At 40.3% G+C, this 19,330-nt stretch carries 11 protein-coding genes; 5 read left to right on the forward strand and 6 right to left on the reverse strand.

Translation table 11 applies throughout. The features are described from left to right. Positions 1 to 138 precede the first annotated feature (138 nt). A complete protein-coding gene (locus tag K1X61_15685) occupies positions 139 to 2,238 on the reverse strand; it encodes an aryl-sulfate sulfotransferase (GenBank protein ID MBX7110091.1) in 2,100 nt (699 codons plus the stop codon). 78 nt (positions 2,239 to 2,316) lie between these two features. After that, entirely contained in the window at positions 2,317 to 4,410 is a 2,094-nt protein-coding gene (locus tag K1X61_15690; protein MBX7110092.1) for an aryl-sulfate sulfotransferase, read from the reverse strand. Positions 4,411 to 4,903: 493 nt separating this feature from the next. Here K1X61_15690 and K1X61_15695 point away from each other — a divergent pair, with 493 nt between their 5' ends. Then, positions 4,904 to 6,079, forward strand: a complete 1,176-nt coding sequence (locus K1X61_15695; GenBank protein MBX7110093.1) for a fibronectin type III domain-containing protein — start codon at positions 4,904 to 4,906, stop codon at positions 6,077 to 6,079. A 301-nt stretch (positions 6,080 to 6,380) separates the two neighbouring features. Here the strand turns inward: K1X61_15695 and K1X61_15700 are convergent, their stop codons facing one another. The 3 genes from K1X61_15700 to guaA all read right to left on the reverse strand — a co-directional run bounded on the left by K1X61_15700 (position 6,381) and on the right by guaA (position 10,484). After that, positions 6,381 to 7,250, reverse strand: a complete 870-nt coding sequence (locus tag K1X61_15700; GenBank protein ID MBX7110094.1) for a DUF3179 domain-containing protein — start codon at positions 7,248 to 7,250, stop codon at positions 6,381 to 6,383. Between the two features lie 413 nt (positions 7,251 to 7,663). Beyond that, the gene (locus K1X61_15705) at positions 7,664 to 8,989 is read right to left on the reverse strand and encodes an ABC transporter substrate-binding protein (GenBank protein MBX7110095.1); all 1,326 of its coding nucleotides are present in this window, start codon (positions 8,987 to 8,989) and stop codon (positions 7,664 to 7,666) included. Then, positions 8,946 to 10,484, reverse strand: a complete 1,539-nt coding sequence (gene guaA, locus K1X61_15710; protein MBX7110096.1) for a glutamine-hydrolyzing GMP synthase — start codon at positions 10,482 to 10,484, stop codon at positions 8,946 to 8,948. Before guaA ends, K1X61_15705 begins: the two co-directional genes overlap by 44 nt. A 149-nt stretch (positions 10,485 to 10,633) precedes the next feature. Here guaA and K1X61_15715 point away from each other — a divergent pair, with 149 nt between their 5' ends. Continuing rightward, a complete protein-coding gene (locus tag K1X61_15715) occupies positions 10,634 to 13,588 on the forward strand; it encodes a hypothetical protein (protein ID MBX7110097.1) in 2,955 nt (984 codons plus the stop codon). Positions 13,589 to 13,663: 75 nt separating this feature from the next. After that, positions 13,664 to 14,299 (forward strand): response regulator transcription factor, encoded by a 636-nt coding sequence (locus tag K1X61_15720; GenBank protein ID MBX7110098.1) that lies wholly within the window; start codon positions 13,664 to 13,666, stop codon positions 14,297 to 14,299. Positions 14,300 to 14,583: 284 nt separating this feature from the next. Here the strand turns inward: K1X61_15720 and K1X61_15725 are convergent, their stop codons facing one another. After that, the gene (locus K1X61_15725; protein ID MBX7110099.1) at positions 14,584 to 15,162 is read right to left on the reverse strand and encodes an RNA methyltransferase; all 579 of its coding nucleotides are present in this window, start codon (positions 15,160 to 15,162) and stop codon (positions 14,584 to 14,586) included. A 293-nt stretch (positions 15,163 to 15,455) separates the two neighbouring features. On the opposite strand from K1X61_15725, the gene gyrA reads away from it, so the two are divergent. After that, positions 15,456 to 17,978 carry a DNA gyrase subunit A gene (gene gyrA, locus K1X61_15730; protein MBX7110100.1) on the forward strand — a complete coding sequence of 841 codons (2,523 nt, stop codon included), beginning with the start codon at positions 15,456 to 15,458 and terminating at the stop codon, positions 17,976 to 17,978. Positions 17,979 to 17,993: 15 nt separating this feature from the next. Then, complete coding sequence (locus K1X61_15735) at positions 17,994 to 19,175, forward strand: tetratricopeptide repeat protein (GenBank protein ID MBX7110101.1); 1,182 nt, start codon at positions 17,994 to 17,996, stop codon at positions 19,173 to 19,175. The last annotated feature ends 155 nt before the right edge of the window (positions 19,176 to 19,330 follow it).

Consider the following 19,330-nt stretch of genomic DNA (forward strand, 5'->3'; position numbering starts at 1 on the left):
GCGAATGGGTTATTTGATGGCTGGAAAAATACAGGAAAATTAATCAGCATGAAACATTCAGTCACTCATACTGATTAAGCTTAGCCGAATGCCAATTCGCTGTTCAGGTTCGGTTTGCATTTGTGCAATGACCGGTTTTCAGTGTATGACCAGTTGCTGCATTCCGGTATGAGTGCCTGAAACTGCCTTTAAGCTATATATTCCGCCAGACAGGCCCGACAGGTTAATGGCATGCAGGTTACTGCCAGCCAAAGCCTTAAATTCTTCATAATGAACCACTTTCCCCAGCAGATCAATCACAGAAAGTCTCACAATATCACTTTCGGGCAAAATGATTTCCAGTGTTGTAGTGGTTGTTGCCGGATTTGGATATAGTGAAACGGATGCAAAGTCTTCTGTCAAATCTGATGTCCCGGTTGGAATTGAGTTGAACTGATGAACGGCTGAAATGGCGGAAGTATCTGTAAATTTTTCGCAGATGGTCTTCACACGCCAGTCGTAAGTAACTTCAGGAATAATGTTGTTAAGTGCGATAAAATTATCTGGTGTTTCAATTGAAGTCCAATCAGGTTCAGTAGCTAATTTATACTGGAAAATGTAAGAGGAAGAGTTATTGGCATCACCCCATGTAAGTAAAACGGAATCCTCAGTGATGAAGGTTGATGTTAAGGAACTGTCAGCCGGTACTGAGCAACGAACGAAATCAAACTTATAAGTTCTGTAACTCTTTATGCCAGCTGTATCAAAAGTCATTTCCCAGGTAATATTTTTATTGTAATCAACTTCCGTCATTGAAGGGATATTCTTGTTCCAGTAGATAGTTCCCCAGCAAATCATAGTATTGCCGTTGGGCAGCCTTTGCGCATTGCCGCTGGCCCTGCCGAAAACATGATTATTACCAACGTCAGGATGCTCATAATACCAAACGAGCGTGGCGATCTTGTTCACTTCATCTAGATGGTACTCTTTTGCACTGCTGATTTCAGGCGGCAGCTTATTGCCATTGTTAAACAGTGTTATATTCCCATTAGGAATCCTGCGCGCATCATGCTGCTGGCTGAAATGCTGCGGGATATTATCGTCAACAAAGGTGAATTGATTGTTTTCACCACCCATCCGCCAGATAACATCGCCAGTCTGACGGTTGATTTTTGTGACTTCATCCATATTCCGGCAGGAAATAATGGCATTGCCATCCAAATCCCTGCTGCAGGCATTGCCATGCACATAGTCAACCTTGGCATTCGTCAGCGGAGTCCACTGGTTGGCATCGGTGTATAGAAAGTGATCCCAGCTTCTCCATTGGAAGATGACATCTTTATTTGTGTCCAGTTCTTGTAAGATATATCCCTTGACAGTAGCATTCGGAAATCCTCCGTAAGCAGTCATGTCCACAATCTGGTCATTGAAGGCTTGCACAAAGTAATGGCCGTCAGCATACATTTGAAAATCATGGCCATTGGTTTCTGCTTCATAACCGTTTCCACATTGAACGGAATCTATCTCGTTAAAATTTGAATCCAATATCTTCCACCAGGCATAAGCATAACTGTAATAACTGAGGTAGCCGCTTTCATTGAGTTTGAAGTCATGTCCATCTTTTCCCTCGTCACGCGCCCAATAGAGAGTGCCGTCATTTTCTATAATGGTTGGGAATGAATTAGTGTCCTCTTCATCAAGTTCCTGCTGTGTGCCGAAAAAAATACGGCCGGGAGCAGCGTTGTTATTTACGTTAATAACAAATGAGGGAAATGAATCAGGCGTCTCAAATAATTCCGGCTGCGGATCAGTGATAGGATCATATCCGAATGATTCCTTGAAATCTTCCAACCGGTATTGGCTGAACAAAGCCTTCTGCTCCGGGGTCACTTCTTTGCGTGTTTGAAAACTGAAGGAAATTCCGCTAATCGCATCTCCATTCACCGTCTTCAGATTGTTGCTCACCACCACATACACATTTTCATCATAAGCAAAGACCGGAACAGGGTGGATGACAACCGTTTTGTGATCGTCGGAAAGGCGTGCCTTCCACGTATGGTTGCCGCTTACAGAGCCTACAATGGTAAGGAGGTTGTTTCCCTGTACAGAAGCCTCATCAATCAACTGCCCGTTGAGCAGGATGATGTTAGTTTCAGGGTTATGGTAAACAGATCCCGGCATTGGGCTCACGTAAGTAAATTGCGCGAAAGCAAATTGTATGGACATTGCCAGTACGAAGAATGCAACCGTTATTTTCATTCTTTTGGATTTTATGGAGGTGTTAGCTTCTTAACGCTCTTGATGATGAAACAAAATCTAAATGGAATTTTCACTTTTCTAATGAATCAGTAATGGACGTGTTATTACAGCATGGCTGCCGGATATTTGAATTGAATACATTCCCGGCGTCCAATTGTTTAGCATTAAAGGCAATACTTTTTTTCCGGCGCTGATTGTTATTTGCTCTTCAAAAACCTTTTCACCAACTAGATTGGTGATGAGGAGTTTAAAACTACCGCTTTCAGGAATTAAAAGGCTCAGGTTGGTGACATCCGTCGCGGGGTTAGGGTATATGATAAGGCCCATACCAGCTGATGGCACGGAATGAATTCCATTAAAGATCGTGTTGAACACATGAATATCAGTGATCGCTGATGAATCATTGTACGCTTCGCATATACTTTGCACCCGCCATTCATACACCGATTGCTGAAGCAGGCCATTCAGCGATATGAAATTGGTTTCCAGTGGTATAGTTATCCAGTCAGGAGCGCCAGAGAGTCTGTATTGGAATATATAGGAGGTTGCATTGTTGGAATTGTCCCAGGCCAGATCAACCGAATCGTATCCAACGTAGGTAGCCATCAATGAACTGTCTGCAATATATCCGCAACGGATGAAGTCAAACTTAAATGCACGGTATGTTACCAGGGTGCTGTCGGTGTAGCGCATTTCCCAAACAATATTACCTGCACTGTCTACTTCAGTAATATTCGGGAATGGTGCCAGGTGGGTATTAGTCAACAGGCCCCAGCCGATCAGCCAGTTTCCATTAGGTAATAGCTGAACATTACCCATTGCTCTGCCATACACGTAGTAATCAAATGCCTGATTATATCCTACTACTTTAGGATGTACATATTCCCAAACAAGGGTTGCAGTTTTTGCTGATTGATTCAGAGAATAAATCTTTGCCGAAGAAGCCTGCGGCACCTGGTAATTTGCATTGTTAAACATCGAATAATTACCATCGGGCAGAAGGCGAAAGTGATGCTGATAAAAGAAATGATTGACGCCTGTTTCATTTGTGAAGGAAAAATCATTGTTTTCTCCTCCCAGTTGCCACATGATTTCACCGGTTGATTTATTAATCTTCAATATGGAACTAAGGTGTCGGCAGGAAACCAGCAGGTTACCGTCTGTATCAATGTCGATGGAATTGCCATGCACATAGTCGATTTCAGAAAGGGTTAGATTGACATAGTTATCCACAGCATCTGTAATTTCAAGGTGATCCCAGCTTCTCCATTGGAAAATCACGTTACCGGCTTCATCTAGTTCCTGCAGCACCAGTCCCAGTACTACAGCATCCACCTGGCCTCCTGCAACTATCAGAGACATATCCACAATCTGTGCATCGTAACACATCAGGAAAGCATGACCATCAGGGTATACCAGAAAATCATGCTCGTCGCATGGATAGCCATTGCCCATATAGAATTTTTTGACAAGGTTATAACCTGAATCCATCATGGCAAACGAACTGTCACTTTTATCGAAGTAAGTCAGGTATCCGTTTTGATTGATTTTAAAATCAATGCCGGCCATCTCATCAAATTCCGCGTAAATAGAATCTCCGTTATTACCCATGATCTGCCGTGCAAAACAGATATTGTCATTCAATCGTTGATTACGCATAAATAACGGGGCAACATATTCATTGCCGCTTGAAATGATTTCTGTTTCAGGAAAAAAGCATTCAGGTGGGCTTTTCTGAAACGCGGATTGGGTATCCTCAGTGATTCCATATTCTTCTTCATGGCAATGTTGAAGCGCTTTACTGATTGCTTCCGCTGTTTCCGGCGATCTTACAGGGTGTATTTTAAAGGTGAATGCAGTGCCATCTATGACGCTGCCGCCTGCTGTTTCAAATCCGCGCTCTATTGACACATTAACAGATTCAGCAAAAGCAAACGGCTCAACCGGGAATAACAGGATTGTTTTTTGATCGCTTGACAGAACGATACGGACGGTATGATCACCGCTTATTGATCCGGTAATTTTCACCAAAGAAATCTTAAGCGACTTTTCATTCACATTTTCCGCCGACTTGAGAATAATATTGGTTTCCGGATTGTGGTTGATACTATTCGGCTCAGGCGATGTAAACCGGTATTGTGCGAAAGCACTGCTCAGGAAGAGAAAACTCAAAATTGCGGACAAAAAGAACCTGGAAAAAGAACTCATATGCAGCTGCTCATGGATTGGTTATGTAAGGCAAAATATCGGATTTGTGCTTTTCTTGCAAAGGTTAACCTGTTTCGCATAGTCTCCGTGCACTTTTTTTATGCACTGAAACTGATGAAGTAATACCCGTGGATGTTCTCAAAAAGCGCTGCAAATTAAGTGAATTTTGAGAATTGGTTTGCCGGCAGTCATGATACCCTTTTTCTGGGTGTGGAATGCGGCTTTCAGCGCATTCTTAAATCATCTCGGATCTTTTGTCTCTACGACAAGTATTGGAAGATAGTTAGTAAACAGTTTTTATCAGTTCCCGGGTATTTAGATGCGCAAGATATTTGAAAGACCCGGCTTTAAAGGGCACCGGCATGAGCATATTGCAGATCTTGGCAGGAATAATAAATTTTCTCCGTTGTATTTTCTTTATAATTTTGAAAACATTTAACCAAAACCAATCTGTCTCATGAAAAAAATTCTTCTTTCATTAATTGTCTTTGCATTCACCGGTTTACAGTCTTTCGCACAGCTGTCCATAAGCACCAAGAAAGTGCTGAACGGCCCTTTCTGTGCAGGCACAAGCACAACAGTCGGTTATATTGTTAGTGGTGCGTTTAATCCGGGTAATGTCTTCACAGCAGAACTCAGTGATAAGGATGGGAATTTTACATCGCCAACAGTAATAGGCTCAATTGCGAAAACCACCAGTGGAAATATTTCCTGCACGCTACCTGCAGGCTTGCCTTCCAGCAATAAATACCGGGTAAGAGTAGTGGGCAGTAATCCGGCTGTTACCGGATCTCAGGCGCAAAATAAAGTCGCTATTAATCCTAAACCGAATGGTCTTTCCGTAACAGGGTTGACCGCTTGTTCAGCAACCCTCAATTGGGCAGCATCATCTACTGCTGCTTCTTATAAGGTGCAGTACAGAGTAACCGGCAGCGGTACATGGTCTTCTACCTATGATGCAGGAACGGCAACAAGCTACACCTTTAATGAACTTAACTCATCCACCAGCTACGATTTCCAGGTTCGTAATCAATGCGCCAACGGAGAAAAGAGTGATTGGGCAAAAATTACTGCCAGCACGACAACCTGCCAGGCACCAGGTAGCTTCATAGTAACTGATATTGGACTGACAACTTCTGCTCTCGACTGGGCAAATACCACTTGTGCCACAGGTTATCTTTTTCAATACCGTGCATTCGGTGATCCTGACTGGATTTCCCTGACTTCTCCCACCAGCAATATTAATCTTACCGGTCTGTTTGCGGCAACGCTTTATGAGGCACAGGTTGCTACCGATTGTGGCGCTAATAACTCCGCCTGGTCATCATCAATAATCTGGGAAACCAAATATTTCAAGGTAGCCGGAGATGCCGGAATGGAAGCCTCATTCAGGGTATTCCCTAATCCATCTTCAGGAGTTTTCACAGTTAATTACAACAGCTCAATTGAAAATGCTCAAGTCAATATTAATGTTCAGAACATGTATGGCCAGGTCATTTACGAAACACAACTGAAATCTGTTGCAGGTATCAATGAGGTTCAAATTGCACTTAATGAAGCTCCGGCAGGACTTTATTTTGTCAGTATCAAAACCGATAGCAAGGAATTTAAGACTTCGCTGATGATTCATTGATTGTTCATCCTTATGAAAAATCCCGGTCACCCGGGATTTTTTTTTGTTATTCGGTTATTTGTTTTCAGCATTTGCACCCAATACGTATCATAAGGGAAGTTGTGTAAATATCTAATAGGCTCAGTCGGCTGTGGAGAGAAGGAAGGAAATGCTTCTTAATATAATCAAAGCATTTCCATAATACGTTTGCTTTAAGATCAACCTTTTCAATCAATAATTGATGTGAACTCGCGTTGCTTCATTCTTTAATATCATCATACATACAATGCTTGATAATCAAATTCGCACTTTACAGGCAAGATTAATGAATTTCATATCGCGTTGTTCCTGGATGAAAAGTGCGCCACGAATGCCAGAATTCCTGGTAGGCTGATATGTTTTTAAGGCGGTTTCCGGTTAAGGTGCCTGCAATACAGACTCCTGAATAATTCCATGCTGAACCGGTAGCCAGATCATAAAAAAAATTTGATGAATCTTTCTTGATGAATTCCAGCGTTTGGCCATCTACACGCCTGTCCCAAACATGAAAAGACATCATATCTCGCTCAATGGCAATTAAAAGTGGAGTATTGTCCAAAGTATCATTGATAAGAAGCTCGGATTTCAAACCGATCCAATCATAAGCGCGGGCTTGTTGGCCGGAAACAATCCCAATCACCCATGATTTTGATTGCCAGGAAGCGTGGGAGGTTCCCTCAAGGTTGTTTGAAATCGACCCTTCACCAAAGCCTTCAAGTGAGGCATATTCCTTTATAAAATCCGGATCCGCTTGCATGATCGTAGTTGCAGGATGCTCGGTAAGCCAGGCCTGCAGTGTCATTTGTTGAGAGGGGATTTCCGTGAGGTGCATGCCTTTCAACGGACCTGCAACTGCTTCGCCGTTTTCTTGTCGCCACCAGGTACGGCTTGCCGAATCTTCCAGCATGGCATTGAATTGATCCATGCCGACGAGACGGAATTTTTGCAAATTGCCATTGACGACCGGACTATATACTCGACCTGACCTGCAAACCGAACAATAAGTTACCAGAATTGGTATGCCACCAACCGTATCAAGTACTTTGTGGTGATATGCAATAATTTCCACTGGAAAGCATGAGGCTTCATCGTTTGATGTAACACCTATTACTAATTGATGCCGGTTTACTTTGTTATTCTCCTCCGTTGACATTATTTTATGCTTTACTTCCAGAAACATTACATCTGCCTGCATTTTGCGGGTAGCCAGATAGTAAATAGCAACAGCAATTGCTAAAAGAAAAAGTGCACCGGTTTTCAGAAACCATCGGCTGAAAAAAAGAAGATGATAAAATGGAACTGCCAAAATAAATAAGCCGGCTATCCTGAAAACATAAATATTTGAGTCGAAGAAATAGGCTACAGTCACCATATCTGCCTCCTGACTACCGGGAAATGGCATGATGAGGTAGATACGAAGGAATTCAGGCATCACCAGCAGAAGCCATCCTATAAGAAAAAAAATCACTTTACCTTTCATGCAACCGTTGATATTTGATAGCTGACTATTTCGCTATGAAATTTATTATCGTGCAGCATTATTCGCTTAATCAACGTAATACAAATTTATTCTTGCACCTTAATCAATGAATCAGCTGTGTATTGAAGCATGATAACTGATTTGTTTTCGTTGTACAGTATAAGATTGCTGCTGTCATCCTTCATTACAGGCACAATGGAGAAAGATTCCGCCAGTTCAGGAACACCTGCTTTATGGAATGCTCCTGTAAAATCAGTTCCCTGCTGCAACAGCAATCCCCCGAAATACATCATCTGATCATACCCTTTTACTGCATAATCGGTAGGATTCATATTAAATTTCATTGCATAAGCATCTTTGAATTTTACGACTTGAGGTGCAGACTTATCAAGCCAGAAATTTTGGGTGATATGAGTGGAAACATTAACCATTTGATCCTTAGGAATATGATTAAAATTTATCCATGTCGGCATTCCAAAAACATCCATAAGATATTCATTGGTTAGCCCGTCAAGCTGCTTCATAATCAACTTCACAAAAGACTCATCATTTGAGGGTATTACAATTAGGTTCCTTTCGGAATCGCTTAGTGCATCACGGATCTGCGTGTACTTAATTGTGCTGCTGTCATTGATTTCAAGAAATTGCAATGCAATCTTATTGCTATCCTGAAGTTGTCGACAGAAGCCTTTAAAATAGTTCACAAGCTCCAGGTCTCCCGGCTGCTTTCTGTAAACGAGGCATATTTTTTTACCAAAACTTCTTTGGCTTATATATTTGTATATCTTTTCACAATGCGACTCTAGTGTCGCGTTTGCAAGTATGTAGTAAGGATTCGGCAAAAGTCCTTTGGTGGCCACTGAGAATGGAGAAATCAGCCATAGCCCTTTATTCCTGGAGAATTCACATGTCATCCGTAAACCACTGTTGCCAATAGGTCCTATCATAACATCCACAGAATCGAAGACCGGATCTTCAAGAACAGGTCTTAGCTGGCTTGTATCCAACCCAATATCACGCACAAGCAATTTGACATCGAGGCCTTGGTTACGCAATGAATCCAGAGCGATAATGGCGCCCTGGTAATATTCTACAGAAAGCTGGCTCTGTTCCGGAAAATAATAGCCGGATGGATCATCCAGATCATTAATAAAGACTTTACTGCTCCCGAAAGGCAGGAGTATCGCAATGGTAAATGCATGCTTGCGTTTAAAGAGGCTATCTGCTTCAGCAGGTCGTGTTTTTCTTGAAGACGCTGGTAAAAAAAAAGCATGAAAATTTTTAACTGGAACACTCGCTTTTGTTTGACTTAGTGGCAGGGGAGTGGTAGTAGATAAGGCAAGAAAAGTAAATAATACGGGCAAAAAATTATTCCCATTCAATGGTAGCAGGCGGTTTGGAGCTGATGTCATATACTACGCGGTTAATCCCTTTAATGTTATTAATGATCTCACTGGAAACCGATGCCAGGAACTGGTAAGGCAGATGACTCCAGTCTGCAGTCATGCCATCCGTTGATTCAACAGCCCTGAGGCAAATTGTATTTTCATAGGTGCGTTCATCACCCATGACACCAACCGATTGCACAGGAAGCAAGATAGCACCTGCCTGCCACACTTTATCGTAGAGACCATGTTTCTTCAATGCTGAAATAAAAACATCATCAGCTTGCTGTAACAAAAGGATTTTTTCAGGGGTAATAGCGCCTACAATTCTGATCGCCAGCCCGGGGCCTGGAAAGGGATGGCGGTTTAAAATCTCTGGAGGAATCTTCAGTTCTGCGCCAACATTCCGAACCTCATCCTTAAATAATGAACGTAACGGTTCTATAATTTTCAAATGCATTTTTTCTGGCAGTCCACCAACATTATGATGACTTTTAATTGTTTGCGACGGGCCATGCACTGAAACAGACTCAATCACATCAGGGTAGATGGTACCTTGCGCCAACCATTTTATTCCATCAAATTTCTGAGCTTCCTCTTCAAACACCCTGATGAACTGCTCGCCAATAATTTTTCTTTTTGACTCGGGGTCCGTTACATTCGTCAATGCATTTACAAACCTTGCACTTGCATCAACACCATCAATATTAAGCCCCATTTGTTTATAAGTGTTCAATACCTGATCGAATTCATTCCTGCGCAACAATCCGTTATTGACAAAAAAACAAAAAAGGTTGCGGCCAATAGCCTGATGAAGTAGTCCTGCTGCTACCGTAGAATCAACGCCGCCTGATAACGCCAACATCACATGGTCGTCACCAACCTTTTCACGAATGTCAGTCACCGAGCTGCTAATAAAGGACTCCGGTGTCCAGTTTGGGTTGCATTTACAAATGCGAACACAAAAGTTATACAGTAATTTTTTACCTTCTGCCGAATGATTAACTTCCGGATGAAACTGAAGACCATATACTGGATGCTCAAGCGAATCCTTACTGCTTCTATAAGCAGCAATTTCAATGCTGTCCGAGTTTGCAATTACTTCAAATATTCCGGGCAGTGTAGCAATGGTATCACCGTGGGACATCCAAACCTGTGAATCTTCTGCAATCCCTTCGACAAATAAGTCATCTAAATCTAAAAGGTGCAGCATCGCTCTCCCATATTCCCTTTTCCTGGCGCGCAATATATCGCCGCCCGTCTTTTTAGCAATCAGTTGAGCACCATAACAAATACCCAATACAGGATATCTGCCCAACAGATGCTGAAGATCAATATCAGCGAAATCATTATCATGCACAGAATAGGGGCTGCCCGACAAAATTATACCCTTCACGCTTTCATCTGGCGCGGGGTATTTATGAAAAGGATAAATTTCACAATAAATATGCAATTCACGCACCCTGCGTGCAATTAACTGAGTGTATTGTGAACCGAAATCGATAATAAGAATTTTTTCCATCGTGCGTAAATATATCGCAAAGAAAGGAGGCTTCAAAAGGGGTGCTATCATCTATCCACATTTACCCGATAAAATAAATCAGAACTATTCCTCGCATGGATTTTTGGAGTAATTTTCGGAGTCGTATTATCAATGCAGTGTCGACAATTATGAAACTATTTATCAGCCAGATCATACTGCTCCTATTGCTCCTTTTATGCTGCTCAGCAAACTCACAAACGCCTGTTTACAAGAATTATACTGTAAATGATGGCTTACCCAGCCAAGTTGTTTACTGCGCTTTACAAGACCATCAAGGGTATATGTGGTTTGGCACAGATGCAGGCGTGAGCCGGTTTGATGGAAACCATTTTCAAAACTTTACGAGCAAAGATGGCTTATCTGACAATGAGGTGTTGAAAATATATCAAGACTCAAAACATAGAATTTGGTTTCTGATGTTAAACGGCACCTTAAGTTACTTTTTAAATGGTAGAATTTATAGCCAATTAAATGATAAAAATTTAAGCGGTATTCAAACTAAGCTAGAGCTCATGTCATTCCTTGAAGATAAGGAGCACAATTTGTGGTTTGGTTCTGCCGGGAAAGAATTAATATTTATTTCTAATAAAGACAGCTGTACAGTATTAAGGCTGGATACATTAAAAAGCTCAAATTCAAGTCGTTTGGTTTTTCCGCTACAAGTTGATAGTGAAACAATGATTGTCATAGGTTCATATTTGTATAGTGCGAATGATCTTCACTTTATCCAACGAGATACTCTTTGCTACATTGGCAAGAATATACCATTTGTTGTGGCTGACAGAATCGATTTACAAAGTGTAGCGATAAGTTATAAAGATGGAATAAGATGTTTAACACATGACACATCACAAATAATTATTCCCAAATCAATGATACCAGAGTATGAAACGATACAAAGAATGTACATTGATCGGAAAAAAGGCATTTGGTTGCTTACTTCAAATCTTAGAACCATGTATTATGCATATAAAGACAATAAATACAGCTATCAGACATCATATTTAGATGGCACATATATGGGTGCTGTGATTATTGATAGTGAGGGCAACAAATGGTTTTGTACAGTCGGACAAGGAGTAAAAAAAATATCAAATGATGCTGAATTTATCAAAGTATTTGAACCTATCTCAGTTCTGCAGAACAAAGAAATATGGAGTGTAAATATAGATATACATAATAATGTTTGGTTTGGAAGCGGGACAAGGAATGTTTATAGAATTACAAATGACTCAATGAAAATTCATTTGGATATCGGCAACTTAGACTATCATTTGGGCAGAATAACACGAATTGATTTTGACCACGAACAAGTCGCATGGTGTTCAGCAAGTAATGGGTTGGTGCTAATTAGTTGTAATTCTTTAGATTCTTGCAGTGTTGAAGAAGTAGAAACAATAAACGGCTTGAGGAATTTCAATGCAAAGTATGTTGGATTTGACCAAAATGGTAATGCTTACTTTTCATCTTTCAGAGGTATTCAGAAGGTTTACAAAAAGGACGGACGACGTATTTTTACAAAGTATATCCCAGAAACTTTAGACCCAGATGGTCGAGTATTTTGTCTTTTTTTTGACAAGAACAATATTCTATGGTACGAAAAATTTAATATCTTAACATCATACAATGGTTTCCAAGTTCGTAAATACAATGAACTCGCATCCATTATTAAGTCTCAAATAACCAATATTGTCGGAATTCATGATTCAAGTCTTATCCTTTCTACCAATGGTAATGGCGTTCTTTTTTTCAAAAACGGTAAAATCATTAATCATCTGACTATGGCAGATGGTTTAGCTGGTGATTTATGCAGAAAAGTATATGTGGATTCAAACATCATTTATGTTGCAACCAACCAGGGATTTACTTATTTTAATTATGACAATAACCATATATCAGGAATTAAGACCATTACCACGTCTGATGGAATTGTATCAAATGATATAAAGGATATTTGTGCAAAAGGTAACAAAATCTATTTGGCCACATCGGCCGGCCTCTGCATTGTGAATAAGGAGATAGCACAACTTTCATCTATACCGCCACCAGTCTATATCACTTCCATAGCAACTCTCGGTGGAATTACAACGGATCTTCAACATATGAAGTTCCTGCATAATACAGACTTTAATGTGAATTACATAGCTATCACATTTGTACAACCTGAAAAGATAAGTTATCAGTATAAGGTTACCGGTATAGATAAGCAATGGATAGAATCCAAAAACGCTTCAATTTCATTTTCAACGCTTTCCCCGGGTGACTACACGTTTCTGCTGAGAGCTAAAAAATACAACTCAGATTGGAGTCAGCCCGCATTTTTTCAGTTCACGATCATTCCGGCCATATGGCAGCAGTGGTGGTTTAGAATTTATTGGTTGTATTTCTTTTCAACAATTATTTATTACGCTGTTAAACTTTACTCGAAGAGAAATTATCAGGAACAGCTTCACACACTTGTTGAAGAACAAGTATTGGCTGATGAACGTAACAGGATTGCTGCAGATATGCATGATGACCTTGGCGCTGATTTAAGCAATCTGCTGCTCATGACCAGAATCGTCGATCAGGAAGCATCGGTTAATTTTAAGGAGAAAACCGACATGTTTAAATTCGAGGACTTTGCGGCTGGGTTGTCCTCAAAAGTGGATGAGATCATCTGGGCATTAAATTCAAAGAATGATAGCTTGGAAGGGTTGATTCATTTCATTAGTGATTATGCAACAAATCTTTCTAAAATCAGTGGTATCAGCACTGTATTTAACTTTCCTGAATTAATTCCAGGTGTTAACATTTCAGCGGCTTTCAGAAGAAACATATTTCTTGTTGCTAAAGAAACACTGAATAACATAATTCGTCACGCTAGAGCCACTCAAATAGTCATTGATGTCAAAATTGACTCCCGAAATATTAATATTTTAATAAGTGAAAACGGTGCAGGATTCAACATTAAAGAGATTTCGGATGCGGGAGATGGAATCATAAATATGCACAAACGCATGCGGGCGATCGGCGGAGACTTTCAGATTACTTCATCTCCGGGAAATGGAAGCAATGCAAGTATTAACGCCCCATTTAATTAGAATCATCCATTTGGATGATATCTTTTATACTTTGATCCTTTAGATTTATGAATGAAATTCCCTAAATCAAGTAATATGTCCGTTAAGATCGTAATGATAGAAGATCACGATGAGTTTCGGGAAAGTCTGACATTTCTGTTAAATTCGAATGATGAATTTATTTGCACATCCTATGCTCAGGCAGAAGAGGCAATGGCTTACATCGATATTGATAGTCCTGAGGCAATTATTATGGATATTAACCTGCCAGGCATTTCCGGTATTGAATGTACCCGCATCCTAAAACTGAGATTTCCTTCAATTCAAATATTGATGTGTACCGTCAGTGAAGATGATGATAAAATACTGGAAGCACTTAAAGCCGGCGCTAGCGGCTATATACTTAAGCGATCAGCAGTGAATGATATTTTTTCAGCAATAAAGGATATTGTTTCCGGAGGATCGCCAATGACACCTGTCATTGCCCGAAAGGTAGTTGCATCGTTTTTGCCGAAGCAGGTTGAGAATAACATTGTTGCTATCCTTTCCGTCAGAGAGAATGAAATCCTCGATTTACTAGCTGAAGGGTACAGAATCAAGGAAATTGCTGCAAGGCTTTATGTAACTGTTAATACAATACGTACCCATATACGTCATATTTATGAAAAGCTTCAGGTAAATTCACGAGTGGAAGCACTGAACAAATCGCGAAAAAATATCTACAAGGTATAAATCCTAACTTCTCTCACTTTTTCAAAATCACCCGTTTTGAGTATTGACAGCAGTCAAAATTGATCTCATCTTTGATCCGGATATTAAATTACCTGAACAACATACTTATCACACCTGTTAACTATATCAACAGCCTATTCAATGTTCCGGCAAAGGTAATTTCTTATCATATCATATCTGGCAAAACTGCAGGGAGGATGTTTCAAGAGAGTGAGACTGAATTCCTGCAGTTTATATTCCATTCTACTATTTTCCACAAATATTTTGAAAACAAACAGCAACTTCTAAAAAGAATTCCATTCCTTATACAGTTCATTTGTTTGTTCATTTTTCGCCGGCAAATCATACATGCCACTAATCTTTCGTTGGCGATAACATTCATAAAGCGTGATGGCGCAGGCTACTGATATATTTAAACTTTTAATCATACCAACTTGCGGGATGATAAAATTACCATCTGATAAAGAGGAAGCCTGCTCAGAAACACCCTCTTTTTCGTTTCCAAAAACAAGCGCCATGGGCTGGCAGAAATCGATTTCATAAAGTTCAGTTGAATCCTGCTGCAGTCGAGTGGAGAAAATATTTGTATACCGTTTTCTTACTGTTTCAAAGCATTCGGCCACATCATAATAATGATGAATAGTCAGCCACTTGCTGGCACTGGCTGAAGATTTTTTGCCAAGTTTCGATTCTCTTTTACCGCCTGGTGAAATAACGTAAACATCTTGTATCCCTACAGCATCGCAAGATCTAAGAACAGCCGAAATATTATGCGGATCCCATACATTTTCAAGCACCAGGGTAATATCAAACTGCCGTTTTGAAAGCACTTCCATCATCCGCTTATTACGCTCAGGTGTCATAGGCAATAAAGATAGCAGGCTACGTTTTAAAATCTTCAAATTTCTCTTTCTAAAAAAAGTCAATGCCCATAATTCTGCATCCTCAATTCTTCAAAAGTGCCGTTAAAATTGATCGTTTGTGACATCATTACAAATGAAATCCACAAATGAGGCTAGTTTTCCACACCCAATTGTTTGCCCTCCCAATGCCCTTATGCTCTCTCTTTTTAATTAGTAACTTCGCCCATTGACAATTGTACTTCATACCGTCAATAAAAGCAACAAATTTTTCATTTGAAATCTAACAGTTTAGCATGGCAACCGGAGAGAAAATAATACAGGTAAATATTGAAGAGGAGATGAAAACAGCGTACATCGATTATTCGATGTCTGTAATTGTTTCCAGGGCTATTCCTGATGCGCGTGACGGACTTAAACCTGTGCATCGGCGAATCCTCTATGCAATGAATGAACTTGGACTTGCCCCCAATCGGCCTTATAAGAAGTCAGCACGCCTTGTAGGGGAAGTACTTGGTAAATACCATCCGCATGGAGATGCCTCCGTCTATGATGCAATTGTGAGGATGGCACAATGGTGGTCAATGCGATACCCTTTGGTGGATGGACAAGGAAATTTCGGCTCGTTGGACAATGATCCACCCGCAGCAATGCGTTATACGGAAGTAAGAATGGAGAAGATGGCTGAAGACATGATGACAGATATTGAAAAAGATACTGTTGACTTTCAGTTCAACTTTGATGACACTTTGCAGGAACCAACCGTAATGCCCAGCAGAATTCCGAACCTCCTCGTAAACGGCTCGTCTGGAATTGCTGTTGGCATGGCGACTAATATTTTGCCGCACAATATTTCTGAAGTTATTGATGGCATCAATGCCTTCATAGATAATAAGGATATTTCTGTCGAAGAACTGATTAAGTACGTTAAAGCACCGGATTTCCCTACCGGAGGAACTATATATGGTTATGACGGTGTCAAACAGGGCCTCTTAACCGGAAGGGGAAAGGTCGTTGTAAGGGCTAAAACGGTATTTGAGACACTGAAGAACGGTAAAGAACGGATTATAGTCACTGAATTTCCATACCAGGTTAACAAAGCACAGGTGCATCTAAGAATTCATGAACTGGTCTTAGAAAAGCAGATTGATGGTATTTCAGAAAGCAGGGATGAGTCTGATCGTGATGGTATACGGTTGGTTATTGAACTTAAAAGAGATGCAATTCCAAATGTTGTATTAAATCAGTTGTACAATTTCACACAACTCCAGAATTCATACAGCGTAAATAATATTGCTCTTGTCGGTGGCCGTCCGAAGCAGATGAATCTGAAAGACATGATCAGCGTTTTTGTGGATTTTCGCCACGAAGTGGTGGTGCGAAGAACAAAATTCGAATTGGCGGAAGCTGAAAAGAGAGCACACATACTGGAAGGTCTCCTGATTGCACTTGATCACTTAGACGAGGTTATAGCCCTGATCCGTGCATCAAAAACACCGGACGAAGCACAATCGGCATTGATAGCGAATTTCAATTTATCTGAAATTCAGTCTAAAGCAATACTTGAAATGCGCCTGCAGCGCCTGACCGGACTTGAGCGGGATAAAATAAGAGAAGAATACAAAGAGTTAATGAAGGTAATTGAATACTACAAGGATGTTCTGTCAAATGAAAAACTTCGTATGGAAATCATTCGTGATGAAATGACGGAAATGAAAAAGAAATATGGCGATGAACGACGTTCTGAAATTGTGTATTCTGCTGAGGATATTAATATCGAAGACCTGATTGCCGATGAAGAGATGGTGATTACTATTAGTCATCTTGGCTATATTAAACGGACTACACTTTCAAGTTATAAAAGACAATACCGGGGTGGCAAGGGATCAATTGGCAGCGGATCGAGAGAGGAAGATTTTATTGAGCACCTGTTTATTGCTTCGAACCATAACTACATACTTTTCTTCACGGAAAAAGGCAGGTGTTATTGGATGAAGGTATATGAAGTACCGGAAGGCAACAAAACAGTTAAAGGCAGGGCTGTACAGAACCTGATTAATTTGCCTGTTGATGATAAGATCAGGGCTGTAATAAATGTAAAAAAGATGGATAATGAGGAGTTCCTGAATTCAAATTACCTTGTTTTCTGCACCAAAAAGGGGATTATTAAAAAAACAACCCTTGAGGAATTCAGCCGGCCCCGTGCTTCCGGCATCAATGCAATCACGATTCGTGAAGGAGATGAATTGCTGGAAGTTAAAATGACCGATGGCAGGAAAGAAGTGCTTATGGCTGTAAAGTCAGGCAAAGCAATTCGATTCAATGAAGAGAAGGTTAGACCTATGGGAAGAACAGCGGCTGGTGTGATTGGTATTGATTGCGCTGATAATGACGAAGTTGTTGGTATGATCTGTGTTGACAAGCACGACGATGCACAAACTATACTGGTTGTGTCGGAAAAGGGTTATGGAAAAAGAACGGATATTGATGAGTACCGCATAACAAATAGGGGGGCAAAAGGAGTGAAAACCTTAAATATTACCCCAAAAACAGGCTCATTAGTCACCATAAAAAATGTTACGAATCAGGACGATCTCATGATTATTAATAAAACCGGCGTTACCATAAGAATGTCTGTATCAGACATTAAAGTGATTGGCAGAGCGACACAGGGCGTAAGGCTAATTAAGCTTAGCAGCAACGACGAGATTGCGAGTGTTGCAAAGATTGAGATGGATGCCGAAAAGAGCATTGATAATGAACCTGATGACGAGAACAGGTCAAATGAGAAACAAGGCGATATGTTTAGCCCTAATTAATTACCTAACCAAATAATGAAGAAAATGATCAAAAAACTTGTTTGGACAATTGTCTACATAAATGTGTTTTACGGAACTGTATTTTCCCAGTCTTCACAGGTGGTAAGTGCTTGGAATTATGTTAAGTACGGGCAATTTGAAGAGGCCAAAACTGCAATCAATCAAGCCATATTGGATCCGAAAACGAGCACATGGCCTAAAACGTGGTTTTATCGTGGAAGTATTTACCTGGCAATATACGATGATACCACCTTCAGAAAGAAAAATCCTGATGCTTTACCAGAGGCTATCAGATCTTATGAAAAATCAATGGAGGTAAGCAATGGTGGAAAAAATGAATACAAAGATCAGATACTGGCTGGATTACAGGAATGCGCACTCAATTCTTTCAATGAAGGAGTCAAGCCATATAATGATAAGATGTATCAACAGGCATATAACTCCTTTAAGCAATCATCTGAGGTTTACAAGTACATCAACCAAACATTTAATCTGAAAAATGTAGATACGCTGGCAACATTGTATGCGGCTCATGCAGCAACAAAACTTAAGCAATATAAAGAAGCAGAAACGCTCTATAAATCGTTGCTGGAACAAGGCATTTCAGACGCTGACATTTATGCAAATATGGGCGAGATGTACCTTGGTATGGGTGATACCAGTCAGGCAATTCAGGTTATATCAAAAGGTACGGCACTTTATCCTAATGATAAAGGTCTAATGATTCAAGAATTGAATGTTTATCTGTATTCCAAGAAGTTTGATGAAGCCGAAAAGAAGCTTCAATTGGCAATTCAGAAAGATCCCAAGTTTATTCCATTGTACATTCAACTGGCCAATATCTATGAACAAAAGGGCGATACCGCCAATGCAAGGAAAACGTATGAACAAGCCATCGCCATTGAACCGGACAATTTTGATGCACAGTATAGACTGGGAGCAATGTATTACAATGAAGCGGTTGAATTGAATAATACAATGAATAAGCTTGACTTAAATCAACAGAAGCAATATGATTTGCTTAAAGTGCAGCGAGATGCCACCTTTAAGAAATCGCTTCCTTATTTAGAAAACGCTCACAGGCAGGATGCTAAGGATATGGATACGATGATTGCTTTGAAAGAGCTCTATGCGCGATTAAATATGACTGAAAAATTAACGCTGATTAAAGGCGAAATTGATGCAGCCAAGCAATAATTTTGGCTTAATTACTTTGAAAGTCCCGGCAGTTTTACTGACCGGGATTTTTTTTGAAAGGGAGAGCATACAAAACAAATTACAGCGCAAAGTATCGGATATATGGCATTAGATGCCAAAATTATATACTTAACATAATATTAATTATAGGCAAC

It is taken from the genome of Chitinophagales bacterium (assembly GCA_019694975.1).
Taxonomy (GTDB): Bacteria; Bacteroidota; Bacteroidia; order Chitinophagales; family UBA10324; genus JACCZZ01.